The sequence below is a fragment of the Sorangium sp. So ce1504 genome, from assembly GCF_051521635.1.
GTDB lineage: Bacteria > Myxococcota_A > Polyangia > Polyangiales > Polyangiaceae > Sorangium > Sorangium cellulosum_B.
In genome coordinates this window covers 3,286,474-3,301,284 of record NZ_CP150365.1, presented here as the reverse complement: position 1 = coordinate 3,301,284, position 14,811 = coordinate 3,286,474, and the positions used below count along the sequence as shown (strand labels likewise).

Here is a 14,811-nt window from a genome sequence, read left to right as displayed (position 1 = left end):
CTCAGATCATCGCGCGGGCCCACGCCGTGCGTGCTCACGTCGTCCGCGGTGGACCGCCTGCTCGCGCACACGTGGCCGGGCAACATCCGCGAGCTCGAGAACGTCATTCCCCAGGCGCTCCTCGTCTGCCGCGCAGGCCGCGTAACGGGGAAGGATCTGCGGTTCACGAGCCTCCGCCCGAAGGCGGCCGCGCTCGAGCCGCCGAGCCGCGTCGACGGGCTGATGGCCACGCTCGAGAACACCATCGCCAAGAAAGCCCGCGCCTCGCGCCAGACCCACGAAGGTGCGATATAGAGCGACAAGCCCCCCTACGCCCCCGGTGCGAGCGAGCCTCGAGCGGCACGGGCCGATTGCGTGTCCTGCACAACAGATGCACCGATTGCGTGTCCTGCACAACAGATGCGCACGCGATGCGGGCTCCAGACTCGCCGAGCACGTCAGGTCGCTCTTTTCACGTTGGCGCGCGACGTGCGAGCCTGGGGATCATGCAGGGCCGGACGGCAAGGCGAGGAGGGTGTTTGTATGAGCTCAATCCATCCCGGTGCGGCAACGAAGGCAGTCGCAGCGACCCTGGCGCGCCCCGCGGCGAGCGCCGGCGCGACCGTTAATCCCGGCGCAGGGGCGCCGGAGCTCTCAGGAGGGGAGCTCGAGCCGCCACCCAGCGTGACGCGCGCGCTGGCCGCCACGGCGGAGTCGGAGGGCACCGAGCGCGCCGCGTCCTGGGAGCTCTGTACCGCGATGCTCGCGATCGCCACCGGCTGGCTCGCGTGGACGCTGCCGGAGCCGAGCGCCCGCGACGTGCTGCTCGTCGCGCTCTGCCTGGCGCTCGTCGCGATCGAGCGCCGCAGGGCCGGCGCGCACTTCAGAAAGGCGATCGCCGCGGCCGCGGGCGCGCGCGGCGCGACGGCGGGCGAGGCGTCGCGCGCGGCGTTGCGGCTGGACGCGGCCTTCTGCGCGGCCCGCGCCACGGGGCGCGGCGCGATGGGCGAAAGGCGCCGCTGAGCGAGCTCGCCCGCCGGAGAAGGCCTCGCGCGGCCGGGATCACCGGCACATCACGAGCACGTCTCCCCTGGCGCTGACCCGCGCGCTCCTCCGGGCTCGGCGTCGAACGGCGAGCCGGCCTGTCCGCACCGCGGGCGCCATCCTCCGCCCACGTCGCGCTCGCGGAATTCGGCGCGCAGCTCGCTGCGCGCGTCGGACGCGAGCAGCTCGCACGGATCGAAGTAGTGCGACGTCCGCGCCTGCGCGGCGATGGGCGGCAGCTCGCCAGAGAACTCCGGCACCCCGGGGCAGCGATGGTGCCAGAGGGCATAACGCTCCGGGACGTCGCCGAAGCAGAGCACCTCCTTTACGCCGCCGTTGCAGTTCGTGCTCACGACGAGCACCGGCGCCGGCATCGGCGCGAAGCGGTGCACCCGGAGGACCACGTCGTGGTGGAACTCGCCCTGCTTCCAGTGGGCGAGGAGATCGAACTCGCCATGTCGATCCCGGATTTCCTGCAGCAACGATCCGAGATCCATCGCATCGGCGAGGGTTTGAACAGACGCATCGGTCATGGCGGGCGCTCCTTCGTCGGTGAGCTTCGCCGATGGTGTAGCACGGCGCCCGCGCGGCGCCGTGACGCGGGGCTCTCCGTCGGCGGCGGAGCACTCGTGTCCTTGCACCGTACCAGCGAGCACGCCCAATGCGTCGCTCTCTGGGAGATCTTCACAGCGACATGGTCGCGTGAGGAGACTCGACACGAGGGGTCGTCACCGCCGACTCCCGCGCTTGCGCCGGAGCGACGCGCCGCGTATCGTCCATTGCCTGAGAGCCCTCCGCGGCGGTGAAGGCGCGCGGGCCAGTCGAGCTCACGCCCGTGCAATCGTCCTGGCCTGTCTCCGTCGTCGCCCTGACTCCGGCCTCCTGCGGGGCCGTCCTGTGGCGCGCGCAGGGCGCGGAGCGGCTCACGGTCGTGGTGAAGGCCACGTTTGCCCTCGTCCACGACACGAGCGCCGAGCTCGCCGCCCCGTCGGGCCTGATCCGCACGGATCGGCTCCGAGACGGCTGGGGCAGCCTGGAGGAGGCGTGCGAGACAGCCCCTTACCTGCCGTGCGCGGGGGTCCTCGTGCGCGGGCACGCGGCCGCGCCGGCGGGGACGACCGCCACGGCGCTCTCGGTGCGGGTCGCGCTCTTCCGCGAGGATCGCTGGGTCCTCGACAAGGTGCTCCACGTCTACGGCGACCGCACGCGAGAGGCCCCGGATCCGCGTCCGTTCGGCCTCATGCCGCTCGCGTACGAGCGCGCTTACGGCGGCCCCCACATCGACGCGAACCCGGTGGGCGTCGGCGCCGGGACGGCGCTCCCGAACATCGTCGATCCGGCCGATCCCACGAGGCCCGCGGGCGTCGGGCCGGTCGCGGGGCACTGGGCCCCGAGGAGAGCCTTCCTCGCGCGGGATCAGGCGCCCGATCTCCCGGCTCCGGAGCTCGGGGGCAGCTTCGACTTCCGCTATTTCGTCGCCGCCCCCGCGGACCAGCAGCTCGAGTTCCTCCGCGGCGACGAGTGGATCCTCCTGGAGGGGCTGCACCCGCACTGCCCGCGGATCCAGTCCTGCCTGCCTTCGGCCCGCGGGCTCGCGCGGCTCCACCGGCTCGGGCCTGGAGGCGACGACCACGGGCAGCCGATCGAGCTCGTCGCCGACACGCTGACCATCGATGTGGACCGCCTGCTCTGCTGGCTTATCTTTCGCGGGAACGTCGCGCTGCTGCCGGGCGACGAGCCGGCGCGGATGCGGGTGGTCGCCGGCGTCGAGATGGCAGGGCGCCCCGTCCTGTGGCCCCCGGCGGCGGAGGGCTCTCTCGCGGTCGCGGCGCCGGAAGGCGCGCCCGCCGCCGGGGGGACGGCGCTCCCGGCGGGGCACTGGAGCGCCGTCACGCAGCGGGTCACGCCGCTGCTTTCGCCGCCTCCCCTGCCCTCCTCGCGGCCCCAGGAGGCGCACTGGAGCGTCGTCACGCAGCAGGTCGCACCGCTGCTCGCGCCGCCTCCCCTGCCCTTCTCGCGGCCCCAGGAGGCGCACTGGAGCGCCGTCACACAGCAGGTCGCGCCGCTGCTCGCGCCGCCTCCCCTGCCCTTCCTGCCGGCGCCGGAGCCGCCGCCGCGCCCGGCGCCTCTCCCGGGGTCGGTGCCGTTTGCGATGCCCTTCGCCCATGCCGGGCCCGAGGCCCCTCCGCCCGAGCCGCCGGCGCGCGTGCAGCCCCCGCTCGGCATCCTCGACGAGGCGACCCTCGTGGTCGACCCGCCCCCCGTGGTCGACCTGCCCCCCGTGGTCGACCTGCCCCCCGTGGTCGACCCGCCCCCCGTGGCCGATCTGCCCCCCGTGATCGACCTGCCCCCTCCGCGCACGCAGCCGCCGCCAGCCACCCCCGAAGAGGCCGCCGCCGTCGCGGAGCTGCCGCCTCCTCCGGAGCTGGCGCCTCCTCCGGCCGCCGCGTCGCCCGAGCCGGAGCCGGAGGCTCGCGGCCTGCGCGCGGCGGTGCTCGCCCGCCTGAGGAGCGGCCAGCCGCTCTACGACCTCGATCTCGCGGGCGCCGATCTCGAGGGGATCGACTGGAGCGGCGCCTCGCTCGAGCGCGTCAACCTCGCCGGCGCGGGGCTCGCCCGGTGCAACTTCGCGTCCGCGCGCCTCGCCCGGGCGAACCTGAGCGGCGCGGATCTCACCGACGCGAGCTTCCAGGCGGCCGACCTGACGCGCGCCGATCTCTCCCGCGCCACGCTCGACCGCGCGGCGCTCTCGTCGGCGATCCTCACGAGCGCGGACCTCACCTCGGCCAGAGGCTCGCACGCGCGCTTCGACGGCGCGGCGCTCGACGGCGCCGACCTGCGGCAGGCGCGCCTGCTCGAGGCGGTCTTCGACCGGGCGAGCCTCACCGACGTCAACGGGAGCAAGGCGGACATCTCGCGATCGAGCTTCGCGAACGCCAACCTCGCCGGCGCCATCCTCCGCGCGGCGAAGCTCAAGGAAGCGAGGCTCCCCTGCGCCAACGTCGATGGCGCCGATCTGCGCGAAGCGGATCTCGCGGGCGCCAACCTCTACGGCGTCAGGCTCGCAAACGCGAAGTCGAGCGGCGCGATCTTGCGCGACATCGTCGAGACCCCACCGCCGGAGCCCGAAGAGGACATCAACGTTTCTTCACAGGGTTGACGCCCAGGCTCTCTTTTGTCTAACTCCACAGGACGGGCCGCCTCGGGATGGTCAAGGCGGATTGATTCACCTCCTCGCGCCAGGAAGAGACACCACCATGAGCGACCTCATCACCTTCTCTTCGAGCATCCTGGAGGGCCCGGCGCGCGTCGTCGGATTTCGCGGCGTGGAGGCGATCTCGCGCCCGTACAGGTTCGAGATCTTCCTGTCCATCCCGAGCGAAGGCGACGATGACACGGACTTTGCGGAGATGGTCGGGGCCAAGGCGCGGCTCTCGATCGATCGCCAGTCCGACACGACCCCGCCCTACGTGTTCGCCGGCGTGCTCGCCGGCGTCGATCTCCTGCACGAGTTCGGCGGGCGCGCGCTGCTGCGCGCGGTGCTGGTGCCGCGGCTCTGGGGGCTCACCCTGTCGAAGCACAGCCGCATCTTCACGAAGAAGAGCGTGCCCGACGTGATCAGGCTCGTTCTCGAGGAGAACGGCATCGCGGGCGGCGATGTCGAGCTCAACCTCGGCAGCTACGAGGCCGAGGAGCACATCTGCCAGTACCGCGAGAGCGACTTCGATTTCATCTCGCGCTGGATGGAGCGGGAGGGGATCTTTTATTACTTCGAACACACCGAGGACGGAGAGAAGCTCGTCCTCTGCGACGACAAGAGCTACCCGGCCGAGGTGCTCGGCGCGCCGGTCCGCTACCACCCGCAGACCGGCGAGGACCGCAGCGCCTCCGCCTCGTTCCGCACCTTCTCCTGCCAGCACGGGGCGCTGCCGTCGCGGGTGAAGCTCAAGGACTACGACTATGTCCGGCCGCAGTTCCCCCTCGCCAGCGCGGCCCCGGTGTCCCAGTACGGCACCGGGGAGATCAGCCTCCACGGCGAGCGCTTCTTCAGCGCCGACGCCGGCAAGCGGCTGGCCCAGCTGCGCGCCGAGGAGTACCTCGCCCGGGAGGCGGTCTACCAGGCCGCCGGCGCGCGGCTCCACCTGCGCTCGGGGTACACGTTCGAGCTCGAGGACCACCCGCGCGCGCGGTTCAACGCGAAGTACCTCGCTGTCGAGCTGCGCCACCACGGCAACCAGTCCGCCGGGCACAGCGACTTCGCGGAGCTCGCCGGGCTCGCGCACGAGGAGGTCTATTTCGTCGAGGTCTCGGCCATCCCGGCGGCGACGCAGTTCCGCGCGGAGTCGCGGACGGCGTGGCCGCGCATCTACGGTTACGAGAACGGCTCGGTCGACGGCTCCGCGTCGAGCGAGTACGCGCAGATCGACGAGCACGGGCGCTACCTGGTGAAGCTCAAGTTCGACGAGGCGAGCCCGCGCGACGGCAGCGGGTCCACGTACGTGCGCATGATGCAGCCGCACGGCGGCGGCGTCGAAGGGTTCCATTTCCCGCTGCGGCGGGGGACCGAGGTCGTGCTGAGCTTCCTCGGCGGCGACCCGGATCGGCCCGTGATCTCCGGCGTCGTGCCCAACGTGCTCACGCCGAGCCCGGTGACGAGCGGCAACCACACGAAGAACGTCATCCAGACCGGCGGCAGGAACCGCCTCGAGCTCGAGGACCAGGCCGGAGCGCAGCGCATCACGCTCTCGACGCCGCACTCGAACACGTACCTGCGCATGGGGTCGCCCAACAAGGGGCACGAGTTCATCGGCAAGACCGATGGCAGGATCCTGCTCGACGCCGGGCAGAACATGGATTTCGAGGTGGGCGCGAGCTGGACGAGCCACGTGAAGGACGACATCACGACGACGGCCGACTCGGGCCACATCACGACGACCGCGACAGCGGGCAACATCATGACGACGGCCGTCGCAGGCACCCTCACCGAGACGGCCAAGGGGGATGTGTCGATCACCTCGACCACGGGCAAGGTCGTCGTCAAGGCCCTCGGGAACGACGTCGAGATCTCGGCGAAGGGCAAGCTGTGGCTCGAGGCCGAGGGCGACAAGAAGGAGATCCTCAAGGCCAATCACCACGTCGAGAGGACCGGCGACTACAGCGTCACCACGTTGGGGAGCGCGCGAGCCCACGTGTTCGGGGCCAGCTCGTCGACCGTGGTGGGCGGCTCGCTCGACGCCAAGCTGGGCGCGTTCCGCTCGATCGTGGTCGGCGCCACGAGCGATTTCAAGCTCACGAACGCCACGTCGGTGACCGCCGGCAAATCGCTCGACGTGAAGGTCGGCAACTTCACGTCGATCAACGTCTCCCGCTCGCTCGACATCAAGCTGGCGAACACGACGGAGCTCAAGGTGACGAACGCGCAGGAGCTCACGGTGGGGAGCAAGCAGTCGCTCTCGTGCAGCAGGACCCAGGAGCTCGTGATGGGCCAGAAGCTCTCGTTCAACCTCAGCAGCGCCGTGGAGTTCAAGCTCGGCGCGACGGTGTCCGTGAAGAACGGCCCGGAGCTGACCATCCAGGGACCGAAGTTCACGACGAAGACCGTCGAGCTCAAGAACGGGAGCTTCACCCTGGAGAGCGTCGCGGCCGAGATCAGGAAACACGGCATCTTCGTGGTCAGCTAGCGGCGAGGCGCGCCGCGCGCTCGCGGTCGCCGCTCCGGAGAGACATCGGCCTCGGCCACACCAGGGCGCGCGCGAGGCGCCCCCCCCGCCACAACCGGTCATTCGAACTCCATGCGTGTCATCAAGCCTCTCCGCCTCTCCGTCCTCCAGCGCGTGCTCACGGTCCGGCGCAATCATCACCTGAGCATCGGGCTCCTCGTGTTCTTCCCGCTCGACGCCCCCGAGATTCCGCTGCCCGAGGTCTCGATGTGGCAGCGGGTGATGCCCGCGCTCGGCAAGGACGGCCTCCTCGACGAGGGCATGCCCAAGCCGCGCGGCGAGGTCCTCGTCTTCGGCAAGGCGTTCTCGCCGGGAGGCGAGCCCCGGCCGGCGTTCGCGGCGGGCCTGCAGGTCGGCCCGGTCGACAAGCCCCTCGTCGACAAGTCCGTCGCCGTCGTCGGCAAGCGGCGATGGCACCTCGGCGCGCCGACGGAGCCAGAGCCGATCACCGAGATGCCGCTCACCTGGGAAAACGCCTTCGGAGGACCGGATTACGCGCTGAACCCGAAGGGGATGGGGCTCGGGCCCATCGAGGAAGAAGGGGTCAAGGCGCATTACCTGCCCCACCTCGAAGACCCGCGACAGCTCCTCATGTCGCCGGGCGACAGGCCGCCGCCCGCGGGCTTCGGGGCCCTCGACCCCACGCTCGCGTCGCGGGTGGCCAAGCTCGGCACGTACGGCGACGAGTGGCTCCAGAACGACTTTCCCGGCTTCGCCCGGGATCTCGACCCCGAGTACTTCCAGGTCGCCCCGGAGGATCAGCGGCTGCCCGAGGTTCTCGAGGGCGGCGAGGCCATCCGCCTGAAGAACCTGCACCCGGCGCGGCCGCTCATCGAGACCCACGCCCCGAGGCTCCGCGCCCGGTGCTTCGTGCGGCAGCGGGGCGAGGCGGGCGAGACGGTGACCGACGGCGACGAGCCCCTCCGGGAGGTCGCGACGCGCCTGGAGACGGTGCTCCTGTTTCCCAACATCGAGCGCGGCGTCGCCATCTTCCGCGGCGTCGTCCCCGTCGCCGAGGACGACGCCGCGGACGTGCGCCTGCTGCTCGCCGGCCTCGAGCGGGCCGACGCGCCGAGGCCGATCGAGCACTACCGCGGCGCGCTGGAGCGGCGGCTCGACAAGGAGAAGGGGCACCTCCACGCGCTGCGCGAGCAGGAGCTCCTCCCGGAGCCCGACCCCGACGCCCCGTCGTTCCCGGACGAGGCGATCAGCGACATGGACGAGCTCATCCGGCGCGAGCGGGCGATGGAGCGGCGGTCGATCTCGCGAGCGCAGCGCGAGCTCGACCAGGCGCGGCTCACCTTGCTCGTGCTCGGGATGAACCCGGACGAGAAGCTCCCGCGGGAGATCAAGCTCCCGGAGGAGCCGAGGCCGGACGAGCTCGCGGACTACGCCGAGCGGATGGAGCTCGAGGGCGCGGCGCTCCAGAAGGACGCCGAGGAGCAGCGCAAGGCCGCCGAGGAGGAGGCGCGCGAGCTCTGCGCCGAGCAGGGGCTCGACTTCGACGAGGCGGTCGCGAAGGGCAAGCGCGAGGGCGGCGGCCCGCCGAAATTCAGCGCCGACGAGGAGCTGGCCCGCCTGCGCGAGCTCGCGGAGGTGGGGCGCACGGCGGGCGCGCCGATGGAGGACCTCGAGGCGAAGCTCGCGGACCCGGCGTTCGCCGCGGGCCTCCGCAAGGCCGAGGAGAACGTCCTCTTCGCGTACCGCGCCTTCGCTCACTTCCACCCGCCGGCGGATCCGGCGCCCGAGGGGAAGCGGTCCGAGCTGCGCGCCGAGGTCGAGCGGGCGCTCGCCGCCGGCGAGTCGCTCGCGCGGCGCGATCTGACGGGCGCCGATCTGCGCGAGCTCCGCCTCGCGGGCGCCGATCTCCGCGAGGCGCTCCTCGAGGGCGCGGATCTCTCGGCGTGTGATCTGAGCGGGGCCGATCTGACCGGCGCGGTGCTCGCGCGCGCGAAGCTCGAGGGCGCGCGGCTCGGGAAGGCCACGCTGCGCGGGGCGAACCTCGGCGAGGCGCGCGCCTCGCGCGCGAGCTTCGACGGGGTCGACCTCCGCGAGGCGGTGCTCCACAAGGCGTGGCTCGAGGAGGCGCGGCTCTCGGGCGCCGACCTCGCCGGGGCCGACTTCCTGGAGGCCAGGGTCGCGGGCGCGGACTTCAGCGGCGCCGCGGCGGACGACGTCCTCTTCTTCCAGCTCGACCTGACGGGCGCGCGCTTCACCGGCGCGAGCCTGCGCAAGGCGACGTTCTTCCAGTGCACGGGGGCGGGCGCGGACTTCGGCGAGGCCGAGCTCGAGGACGCGGCCCTCGTCGACTTCAAGGGCGAGAAGGCCTCGTTCCGGAAGGCGAGGGCCGCGGCCCTGCGCGTCGTCTCCGCCTCCGCGCTGCCGGGCGCGGACTTCTCCGGCGCCGAGCTCGCGCGGGCGAACCTCCGCGGGGTCGATCTGGAGGGCGCGATCTTCGAGGGCGCCTCGGCGGACGGCGCGGACTTCAGCGAGGCGAACCTCCGGAGGGCGCGCCTCGCGCAGCTCTCGGGCAAGGGCGCGCGCTTCATGCGTTCGGACCTGGCCGAGGCGGATCTGACCGGAGCGAACCTCATGGACGCCATGCTCCAGAAGGCGAAGGTGCCGGGCGCCCGCCTCGACAACACGAACCTCTTCCGCGCCAACCTGCTCGACGCCAAGGGTGATGAGCGGACCACCTTCTCCGACGCGCACATCAAGAACGTCGTGTTCACGGGGCAGAGCAAGTGACGCGCGAAGAGCTGCTCGCGAAGGTCGACGAGGGCGAGGTCATCGCCGGGGAGGACCTGTCGGGGCTCGATCTATCGGGGCTCGACCTGTCGGGCGTCGTGTTCGAGAAGACGAGCTTCCGCGGCGCCAGGCTGAAGGACGCGAAGCTCAGCGAGTCCATGTTCAACGGGTGCGACCTCTCCAGCGCGGACCTGTCCGGGGCGCGGGCCCGCCACGCCGTGTGGAGCCGGTGCGCGCTCCTCCACGCGCGCCTCGACGGCGGCGATCTCGTGGCCGCGAGCTTCGCCGAGTGCGACGCCTCGCGGGCCAGCTTCGACCGCGTGAACCTCACGATCGGGAGCATGGTCAAGGGGCGCGCCGACGAGGCGAGCTTCCGCGAGGCCAACCTGGACCGGTTCTCGCTCGTGGAGACCGAGGCCGCGCGCCTCGCGCTCGACGGGGCGCAGCTCAAGCAGGCCTGCCTCATCAAGGCGGATCTGTCGACCGCGAGCCTGCGCGGCGCGACGCTCCACCTCGCGGTGCTGGTCGGCGCCCGCCTCCGCGGGCAGGACCTGTCGGGCATGGACCTGACCCTCTCGCAGCTCACCGACGCCGATCTCGCGGGGTGCGACCTGCGCGGGGCCCGGCTCGTCCAGGCGAATTTCAAGGGCGCGGACCTCACCGCGGCGAAGCTCGACGGCGCGGACGCCGAGCGCGGCCTGTTCCTCGGCGCGCGGCTCGCGGGCGTGTCGGCCGCGGGCCTCAAGGCGCGGCAGGCGATCTTCTCCGAGGCCGACCTCGAGGCCGCGGACCTCGCCGGCGCCGACCTCTACCAGGCCATCTTCCAGCGGGCGGCGTGCCCGACGGCGAGCTTCCGCGACGCGGACCTCACGTACGCCGATTTCTCGCACGCGAGCGTCGAGAAGGCGGATCTTTCCGGCGCGAAGCTCTTCCGCGCCCGCTTCCACCAGACGCGCGACGCGGGCGCGACCTTCACGAGCCGGTCCGCCGCGCTCGGCGACGACCCGGAGCTGCTCGAAGCCGAGCGCTGGACGCCCTGAGGGGATGCCCCTCCCGACAGCAGGAGAGACACGATGCGAGACAATCTGGCCAGACAGCGGGTGGAGACCTTCGCGATCCAGGAGGTCGGCGCGGTGATCGGAGCGACGGACGGGTCGTTCCAGGTGCGCGTCGGGTCGGGCGAGTACGCGGCGAAGCGCGCGGTGAGCTGCCTTGTCGAGCCGGCGCTCGGCGACCGGGTGCTCGTCGCGCTGCACGACGCGGGGTGCCACGTGCTCGCGGTGCTCGACCGCGAGGGCGGCGCGCCGACGCGCCTCGTGGCCGAGGGGGACCTCGAGGTGAGCGCCCCGCGCGGCCGCGTCACGGTGGCCGCGGCCGAGGGCGTGCGCCTCGTGACGCCGGCCGAGGCCGCGGTGGCCGCGGGCAAGGTGCGCGTCGCGGCGAGCGAGGGGTCGCTCGCGGTCGGGGCGATGACGTACGTGGGCGAGCGGCTCGTCGCGCAGGTGGACCGCGTGAAGACGGTCGCGCGGTCGGTCGAGTCGATCGCGGAGCGCTGGGTGCAGCGGCTCGACCGGGCGTACCGGTTCATCGCCGAGTCGGAGCAGGTGCGGGCGCAGTACTACGAGGTCACCGCGAAGGCCGCGGTGAACATCAAGGCGCAGGCGACGCTCGTCTCGAGCGGCGAGCTGACCAAGATCGACGGCGGGCAGATCCACCTCGGCTGACAGGAGGCACAGATGTTCGCGAACACGCAGATGGGAGGCATGGCCCTGGGCGGACCCGACGTGTGCCTCACGCCGCCGGCGCACCTGCCGGTGCCCTACCCCAACCTGGCGGCGCAGCCCATGGGGGTGCCGGCGGTCTACAACGTCCTGTTCATGTGCACGCCGGCGCACAACATGACGACCCAGGTGCCGCTGACGAACGGCGACAACGCCGGCCTGGAGACGGGCGTCGTCTCGCACACGGTGATGGGCCCCTCGCGGCACGTCACGGCGGCCTTCACCGTGCTCGTCGGCGGCGCGCCGGCCACGCGGATGACGAGCGTCACGATGCAGAACTCCGTCAACGCGCCCGGGGTCAGCATCGTCCCGAGCCAGCTCAAGGTGCTCCTTCTCGCGCCGTAGGCGACCCTTGAAAGAGCACAACCGGCTCCGCATCGAGCGCCTCGCGGCCCGCTATGCGCGGCGCCTCGAGGAGGCGCGCGCCCCCGCGGAGGCGGATTTCCTCCGCGAGTTCGACGACCTGCGCGAGCGCCTGCTCCGCCCTCAGATGGAGGAGTTCGCCGCCGAGCTCCGCAAGGCGGGGCACGCGCCGCGCATCGTGCTCGACGAGGGGCACGACACGCCGAGCGTCGAGCTCGCCCTCGGCCTGCGCGAGGCCAGGGCCAGCCGCAACGTGGTCGGCTTCTGCGTCATCCGCTGGGCCGGCCACCCGCTCCAGATCCTCGCTTACCTCGAGGTCAACCCCACGCCGTTCGATCTGGAGCGGTTCGCCCGCGCCGCCGACGTCGGGCCCGAGCGCGTCGAGCAGCTCCTCGTCGAGGCGATCGAGCACATCATGGTCTGCAACGCGCCCTGAGCGCCGGCGGCGCGTGGCCGCTCGCTCGGCGACAAGGGCGGGTCTCGGGGGTATGCTCCGCGGATGAGTACCATCGAGCTCAGCGCGGAGAATTTCGAGAAGACGGTCGAGTCGAACGGCATCGTCCTCGTCGACTGGTGGGCGCCCTGGTGCGGCCCCTGCCGTGTCTTCGGGCCCGTCTTCGAGAAGGCCTCCGAGAAGCACGCGGACATCGTGTTCGGGAAGATCAACACGGACGACCAGAAGGACCTGGCGCAGGCTTTCAACATCCGCTCCATCCCGACGCTCTTCATCTTCCGCGAGAAGGTCCTCCTGTTCGCGGAGGCGGGCTCGCTGCCCGCTTCAGCGCTCGATCAGGTGATCGAGAAGGTGCGCTCGCTCGACATGGACGAGGTGCGGGCGAAGATCGCCGAGGAGGAAGCGAAGGAGGCCGCCGGCGGAGACAGCGCCGGCGAAGGCCCCTGAGGAGAGCGCGGCCCCCGGGGCGGCCCTCCGGCGGGGCGCCCTGCCAGCGCGGGTGAGCCGCTGCTCGGCTGCTCATGACCGCCGACAGCCGTCCGCTCGGCGACGTCGGGTCAGCTCTGGCTGCCGGCCTTGTCCCCGCGATAGTCGGTGGCCCCCTGGATGGCGGGCAGCCAGGGCACGCGGTTCACGGTCCAGAGCTGGAAGGTAGGCGGAGGCACGTCGCCGGGTCGGTCCATCGTGCCGAGGAAGATGTCGAGTTCCCGCGCCCCGTCACGGCGCCAGAACAGCGACGATCCGCAGGTCGCGCAGAACTGGCGGACCGCGGAGCTCGATGAGCGATAGGTCGCGGGCGCGCCGGAGAGCAGCTCGAACTGCTCGTCAGAAAAGGACGCGAACGCCGGCATCGGCGCGCCGGTCTGGCGCCGGCACTGGCTGCAGTAGCAGACATTGACGCTCACCGGCGCGCCGCGCGCTCGGTAGCGGATCGCGCCGCACAAACAGCCGCCGTTGTGGTGAGCCTCGGACATGGCCGTCGCCTCCTGGTTCCTGGATCTCGCGATCGCCAGCCTGGCTCCTCGCGGCGTTTGCCGCAACCGGCGCGCGCGCTCGGCGCGGCGCGGGCCTCATGCGGAGGCCCGGAGCGGCCGGCAGAGCCCATAACCCAGGACGCATCCGAGGCCATACAGCGCGAAGTCCGCCGGATCGAAGCCGCCGTTCGCGCCGAGCAGGAGCCGCCCCGGGGTGGTGCTGCGCGCGGCCCACAGCCACGGGGCCTCGCTCAGCTGGAGCAGCTCGATCCCACACGTCGCGGCGAAGACCGCGAGCGCCAGCCGGTGCGTGCGCGCGGAGATCCACGCGATCTGCGCCGCGGCGATCCACACGACCTCATAGAGCACCGCGCCGGCGCCGTTGCGCAGCCAGGCTGGGCCGCCGTGGAACCGGGTGATCAAGCCGACCGGGATGACCGCGACGATCAGGAGGGCCAGCGCGAGGCGCTTGCGAGCGGCTTCCGCCATGCGGAGAGCCTACAGCGGTTTCCGCCCACCTCTGCACCATGCAGAGCAGAGCGGCGGTCACCCGCACAGGAGACGGGCCCAGATCGGCGTTTTCGGCGCGCAGGCGCACTCCGGTGCGCTGAGCACCGAAAACGCCGAGGTGGGCCCGTATCCGAAGCGGGTGACCGTCGCTCTAGCCGCGCGCAGGGCGGAGCGCTAGCGGCGCGGTGCCGGTGAGCAGCCCCGCCGCGAGGGCGACCACGCCGCCGAAGCCGACGCAGGCGCAGCCGAGCGCGCCCGTCAGGGCGGCGACGCCGCACGCCGAGGCCCAGGACGCCCCGAGCCGCTCCGACCGGCGCAGCACCCGCGAGAGCAGCACGCCGGCGGCGACCCCGCCCGCCAGGCAGGCAGGGACGCAGATGGATACGCACCCTTCCGGGGTGCACAGGTGACCGTAAATGCGCGCCGCGTGCGCCGCTGCGAAGGGCACGAGGCCCGCGGCGACGCCCGGGAGCACGCCTCGCCCGAGCTGCTGCCCGCGCCACGAGAGCAGCGCCGCCGCGACGTAGAGCGCCGCGCCGAGGATCGCGGTGGTGACCGGACGGTCGCTCATCAGCGCCGCCACGAGCGCCACGGCGATCGTCGGCGCCGCTGCCCAGGCGGCCCTCCTCGCCCTCCCCCGCTCGTACGCGCGATAGGCCCTCTCCTTCAGGCTCAGGCCCGCAAGCGCCTCACGTTCCATAGATCCTCCTCCACGCCTCCCGCAGGCGCGCAAACGCGCGCTCGCGGCGCTTGCGCAGCGCCGCGCTCGACACCGACGGATCGCGATCGACCTCCAGCAGGGTCGCCCTCAGCGTCTCGCGATCCGCCTCGGCCAGCGTGCCGAGCACCTCGCGCGCCGCGTCGTCCAGATCCCGGGCGATCGCCGCCTCCTCCGGCGTGGGCACGTCGGCCGCGATCGACGGGACATGCTCGTCCGGAGCCTCCCTCGACCGGGACCGCCGCCGCCGCGTCGTGCGGCACTCCCACGTCGCGATGGCGAGCGCCCAGGTCAGCGCGTCCCCGTCGGGATCGAACGAGCTGGCGCGGTCGAACACCTTGAGCAGCGCCTGCTGGGCCGCGTCCTCCGCGTCCGCGCCGCCCCCGAGCATGCGGCGGCAGAACGCGCCGATCGCCGGCCAGAGGGCGGCATAGACAGGCTCGAACGCCGCGCGATCGCCGTCGGCGAGGCGTCTCATCGACGCGTTGAGCAGCGATCGCGCGCGCGGTTCCAAGGGCGC

15 protein-coding genes are annotated in these 14,811 nt (G+C 72.4%); 10 read left to right on the top strand and 5 right to left on the bottom strand.

The genetic code is table 11. From position 1 onward, the window contains the following. The first annotated feature begins 30 nt into the window (after positions 1-30). Together WMF39_RS12840 and WMF39_RS12835 are read left to right on the top strand one after the other, a co-directional pair. The gene (locus WMF39_RS12840) at positions 31-294 is read left to right on the top strand and encodes a hypothetical protein (RefSeq protein ID WP_437745813.1); all 264 of its coding nucleotides are present in this window, start codon (positions 31-33) and stop codon (positions 292-294) included. 228 nt (positions 295-522) lie between these two features. Beyond that, a complete protein-coding gene (locus WMF39_RS12835; protein ID WP_437745812.1) occupies positions 523-1,002 on the top strand; it encodes a hypothetical protein in 480 nt (159 codons plus the stop codon). A 50-nt stretch (positions 1,003-1,052) separates the two neighbouring features. Here the strand turns inward: WMF39_RS12835 and WMF39_RS12830 are convergent, their stop codons facing one another. Beyond that, positions 1,053-1,556, bottom strand: coding sequence for a hypothetical protein (locus WMF39_RS12830; RefSeq protein WP_437745811.1), 504 nt, complete (start codon positions 1,554-1,556; stop codon positions 1,053-1,055). 302 nt (positions 1,557-1,858) lie between these two features. On the opposite strand from WMF39_RS12830, the gene WMF39_RS12825 reads away from it, so the two are divergent. The 8 genes from WMF39_RS12825 to trxA all read left to right on the top strand — a co-directional run bounded on the left by WMF39_RS12825 (position 1,859) and on the right by trxA (position 12,536). Further along, entirely contained in the window at positions 1,859-4,183 is a 2,325-nt protein-coding gene (locus WMF39_RS12825; protein WP_437745810.1) for a DUF2169 family type VI secretion system accessory protein, read from the top strand. Positions 4,184-4,280: 97 nt separating this feature from the next. Further along, the gene (locus WMF39_RS12820) at positions 4,281-6,704 is read left to right on the top strand and encodes a type VI secretion system Vgr family protein (RefSeq protein WP_437745809.1); all 2,424 of its coding nucleotides are present in this window, start codon (positions 4,281-4,283) and stop codon (positions 6,702-6,704) included. Between the two features lie 111 nt (positions 6,705-6,815). Next, positions 6,816-9,491 (top strand): DUF2169 domain-containing protein, encoded by a 2,676-nt coding sequence (locus WMF39_RS12815; RefSeq protein ID WP_437745808.1) that lies wholly within the window; start codon positions 6,816-6,818, stop codon positions 9,489-9,491. Next, a complete protein-coding gene (locus WMF39_RS12810; protein ID WP_437745807.1) occupies positions 9,488-10,531 on the top strand; it encodes a pentapeptide repeat-containing protein in 1,044 nt (347 codons plus the stop codon). Before WMF39_RS12815 ends, WMF39_RS12810 begins: the two co-directional genes overlap by 4 nt. A 33-nt stretch (positions 10,532-10,564) precedes the next feature. After that, positions 10,565-11,215: a DUF3540 domain-containing protein gene (locus WMF39_RS12805; protein WP_437745806.1), complete on the top strand. Its 651-nt coding sequence runs from the start codon at positions 10,565-10,567 to the stop codon at positions 11,213-11,215. Positions 11,216-11,227: 12 nt separating this feature from the next. Further along, a complete protein-coding gene (locus WMF39_RS12800; RefSeq protein ID WP_437745805.1) occupies positions 11,228-11,617 on the top strand; it encodes a DUF4150 domain-containing protein in 390 nt (129 codons plus the stop codon). Positions 11,618-11,624: 7 nt separating this feature from the next. Beyond that, positions 11,625-12,071 carry a hypothetical protein gene (locus WMF39_RS12795; RefSeq protein WP_437745804.1) on the top strand — a complete coding sequence of 149 codons (447 nt, stop codon included), beginning with the start codon at positions 11,625-11,627 and terminating at the stop codon, positions 12,069-12,071. A 63-nt stretch (positions 12,072-12,134) separates the two neighbouring features. Continuing rightward, positions 12,135-12,536, top strand: coding sequence for a thioredoxin (trxA, locus tag WMF39_RS12790; RefSeq protein WP_437745803.1), 402 nt, complete (start codon positions 12,135-12,137; stop codon positions 12,534-12,536). A 110-nt stretch (positions 12,537-12,646) separates the two neighbouring features. Here trxA and WMF39_RS12785 read toward each other — a convergent pair whose 3' ends face one another. From WMF39_RS12785 to WMF39_RS12770, 4 genes are all read right to left on the bottom strand, one after another. Continuing rightward, a complete protein-coding gene (locus WMF39_RS12785) occupies positions 12,647-13,063 on the bottom strand; it encodes a GFA family protein (RefSeq protein WP_437745802.1) in 417 nt (138 codons plus the stop codon). A gap of 96 nt (positions 13,064-13,159) precedes the next feature. Continuing rightward, the gene (locus WMF39_RS12780; RefSeq protein WP_437745801.1) at positions 13,160-13,552 is read right to left on the bottom strand and encodes a DUF2809 domain-containing protein; all 393 of its coding nucleotides are present in this window, start codon (positions 13,550-13,552) and stop codon (positions 13,160-13,162) included. 172 nt (positions 13,553-13,724) lie between these two features. Beyond that, positions 13,725-14,273 carry a hypothetical protein gene (locus WMF39_RS12775; protein WP_437745800.1) on the bottom strand — a complete coding sequence of 183 codons (549 nt, stop codon included), beginning with the start codon at positions 14,271-14,273 and terminating at the stop codon, positions 13,725-13,727. After that, positions 14,263-14,769: an RNA polymerase sigma factor gene (locus WMF39_RS12770; RefSeq protein ID WP_044968331.1), complete on the bottom strand. Its 507-nt coding sequence runs from the start codon at positions 14,767-14,769 to the stop codon at positions 14,263-14,265. Before WMF39_RS12770 ends, WMF39_RS12775 begins: the two co-directional genes overlap by 11 nt. Positions 14,770-14,811: the final 42 nt, after the last annotated feature.

Coding starts and splice junctions, on each gene's coding strand:
- WMF39_RS12815 (WP_437745808.1), top strand. CDS start 6,816: ATGCGTGTCATCAAGCCTCTCCGCCTCTCCGTCCTCCAGCGCGTGCTC.
- WMF39_RS12780 (WP_437745801.1), bottom strand. CDS start 13,552: ATGGCGGAAGCCGCTCGCAAGCGCCTCGCGCTGGCCCTCCTGATCGTC.
- WMF39_RS12805 (WP_437745806.1), top strand. CDS start 10,565: ATGCGAGACAATCTGGCCAGACAGCGGGTGGAGACCTTCGCGATCCAG.
- trxA (WP_437745803.1), top strand. CDS start 12,135: ATGAGTACCATCGAGCTCAGCGCGGAGAATTTCGAGAAGACGGTCGAG.
- WMF39_RS12830 (WP_437745811.1), bottom strand. CDS start 1,556: ATGACCGATGCGTCTGTTCAAACCCTCGCCGATGCGATGGATCTCGGA.
- WMF39_RS12835 (WP_437745812.1), top strand. CDS start 523: ATGAGCTCAATCCATCCCGGTGCGGCAACGAAGGCAGTCGCAGCGACC.
- WMF39_RS12770 (WP_044968331.1), bottom strand. CDS start 14,769: ATGAGACGCCTCGCCGACGGCGATCGCGCGGCGTTCGAGCCTGTCTAT.
- WMF39_RS12775 (WP_437745800.1), bottom strand. CDS start 14,273: ATGGAACGTGAGGCGCTTGCGGGCCTGAGCCTGAAGGAGAGGGCCTAT.
- WMF39_RS12785 (WP_437745802.1), bottom strand. CDS start 13,063: ATGTCCGAGGCTCACCACAACGGCGGCTGTTTGTGCGGCGCGATCCGC.
- WMF39_RS12800 (WP_437745805.1), top strand. CDS start 11,228: ATGTTCGCGAACACGCAGATGGGAGGCATGGCCCTGGGCGGACCCGAC.
- WMF39_RS12820 (WP_437745809.1), top strand. CDS start 4,281: ATGAGCGACCTCATCACCTTCTCTTCGAGCATCCTGGAGGGCCCGGCG.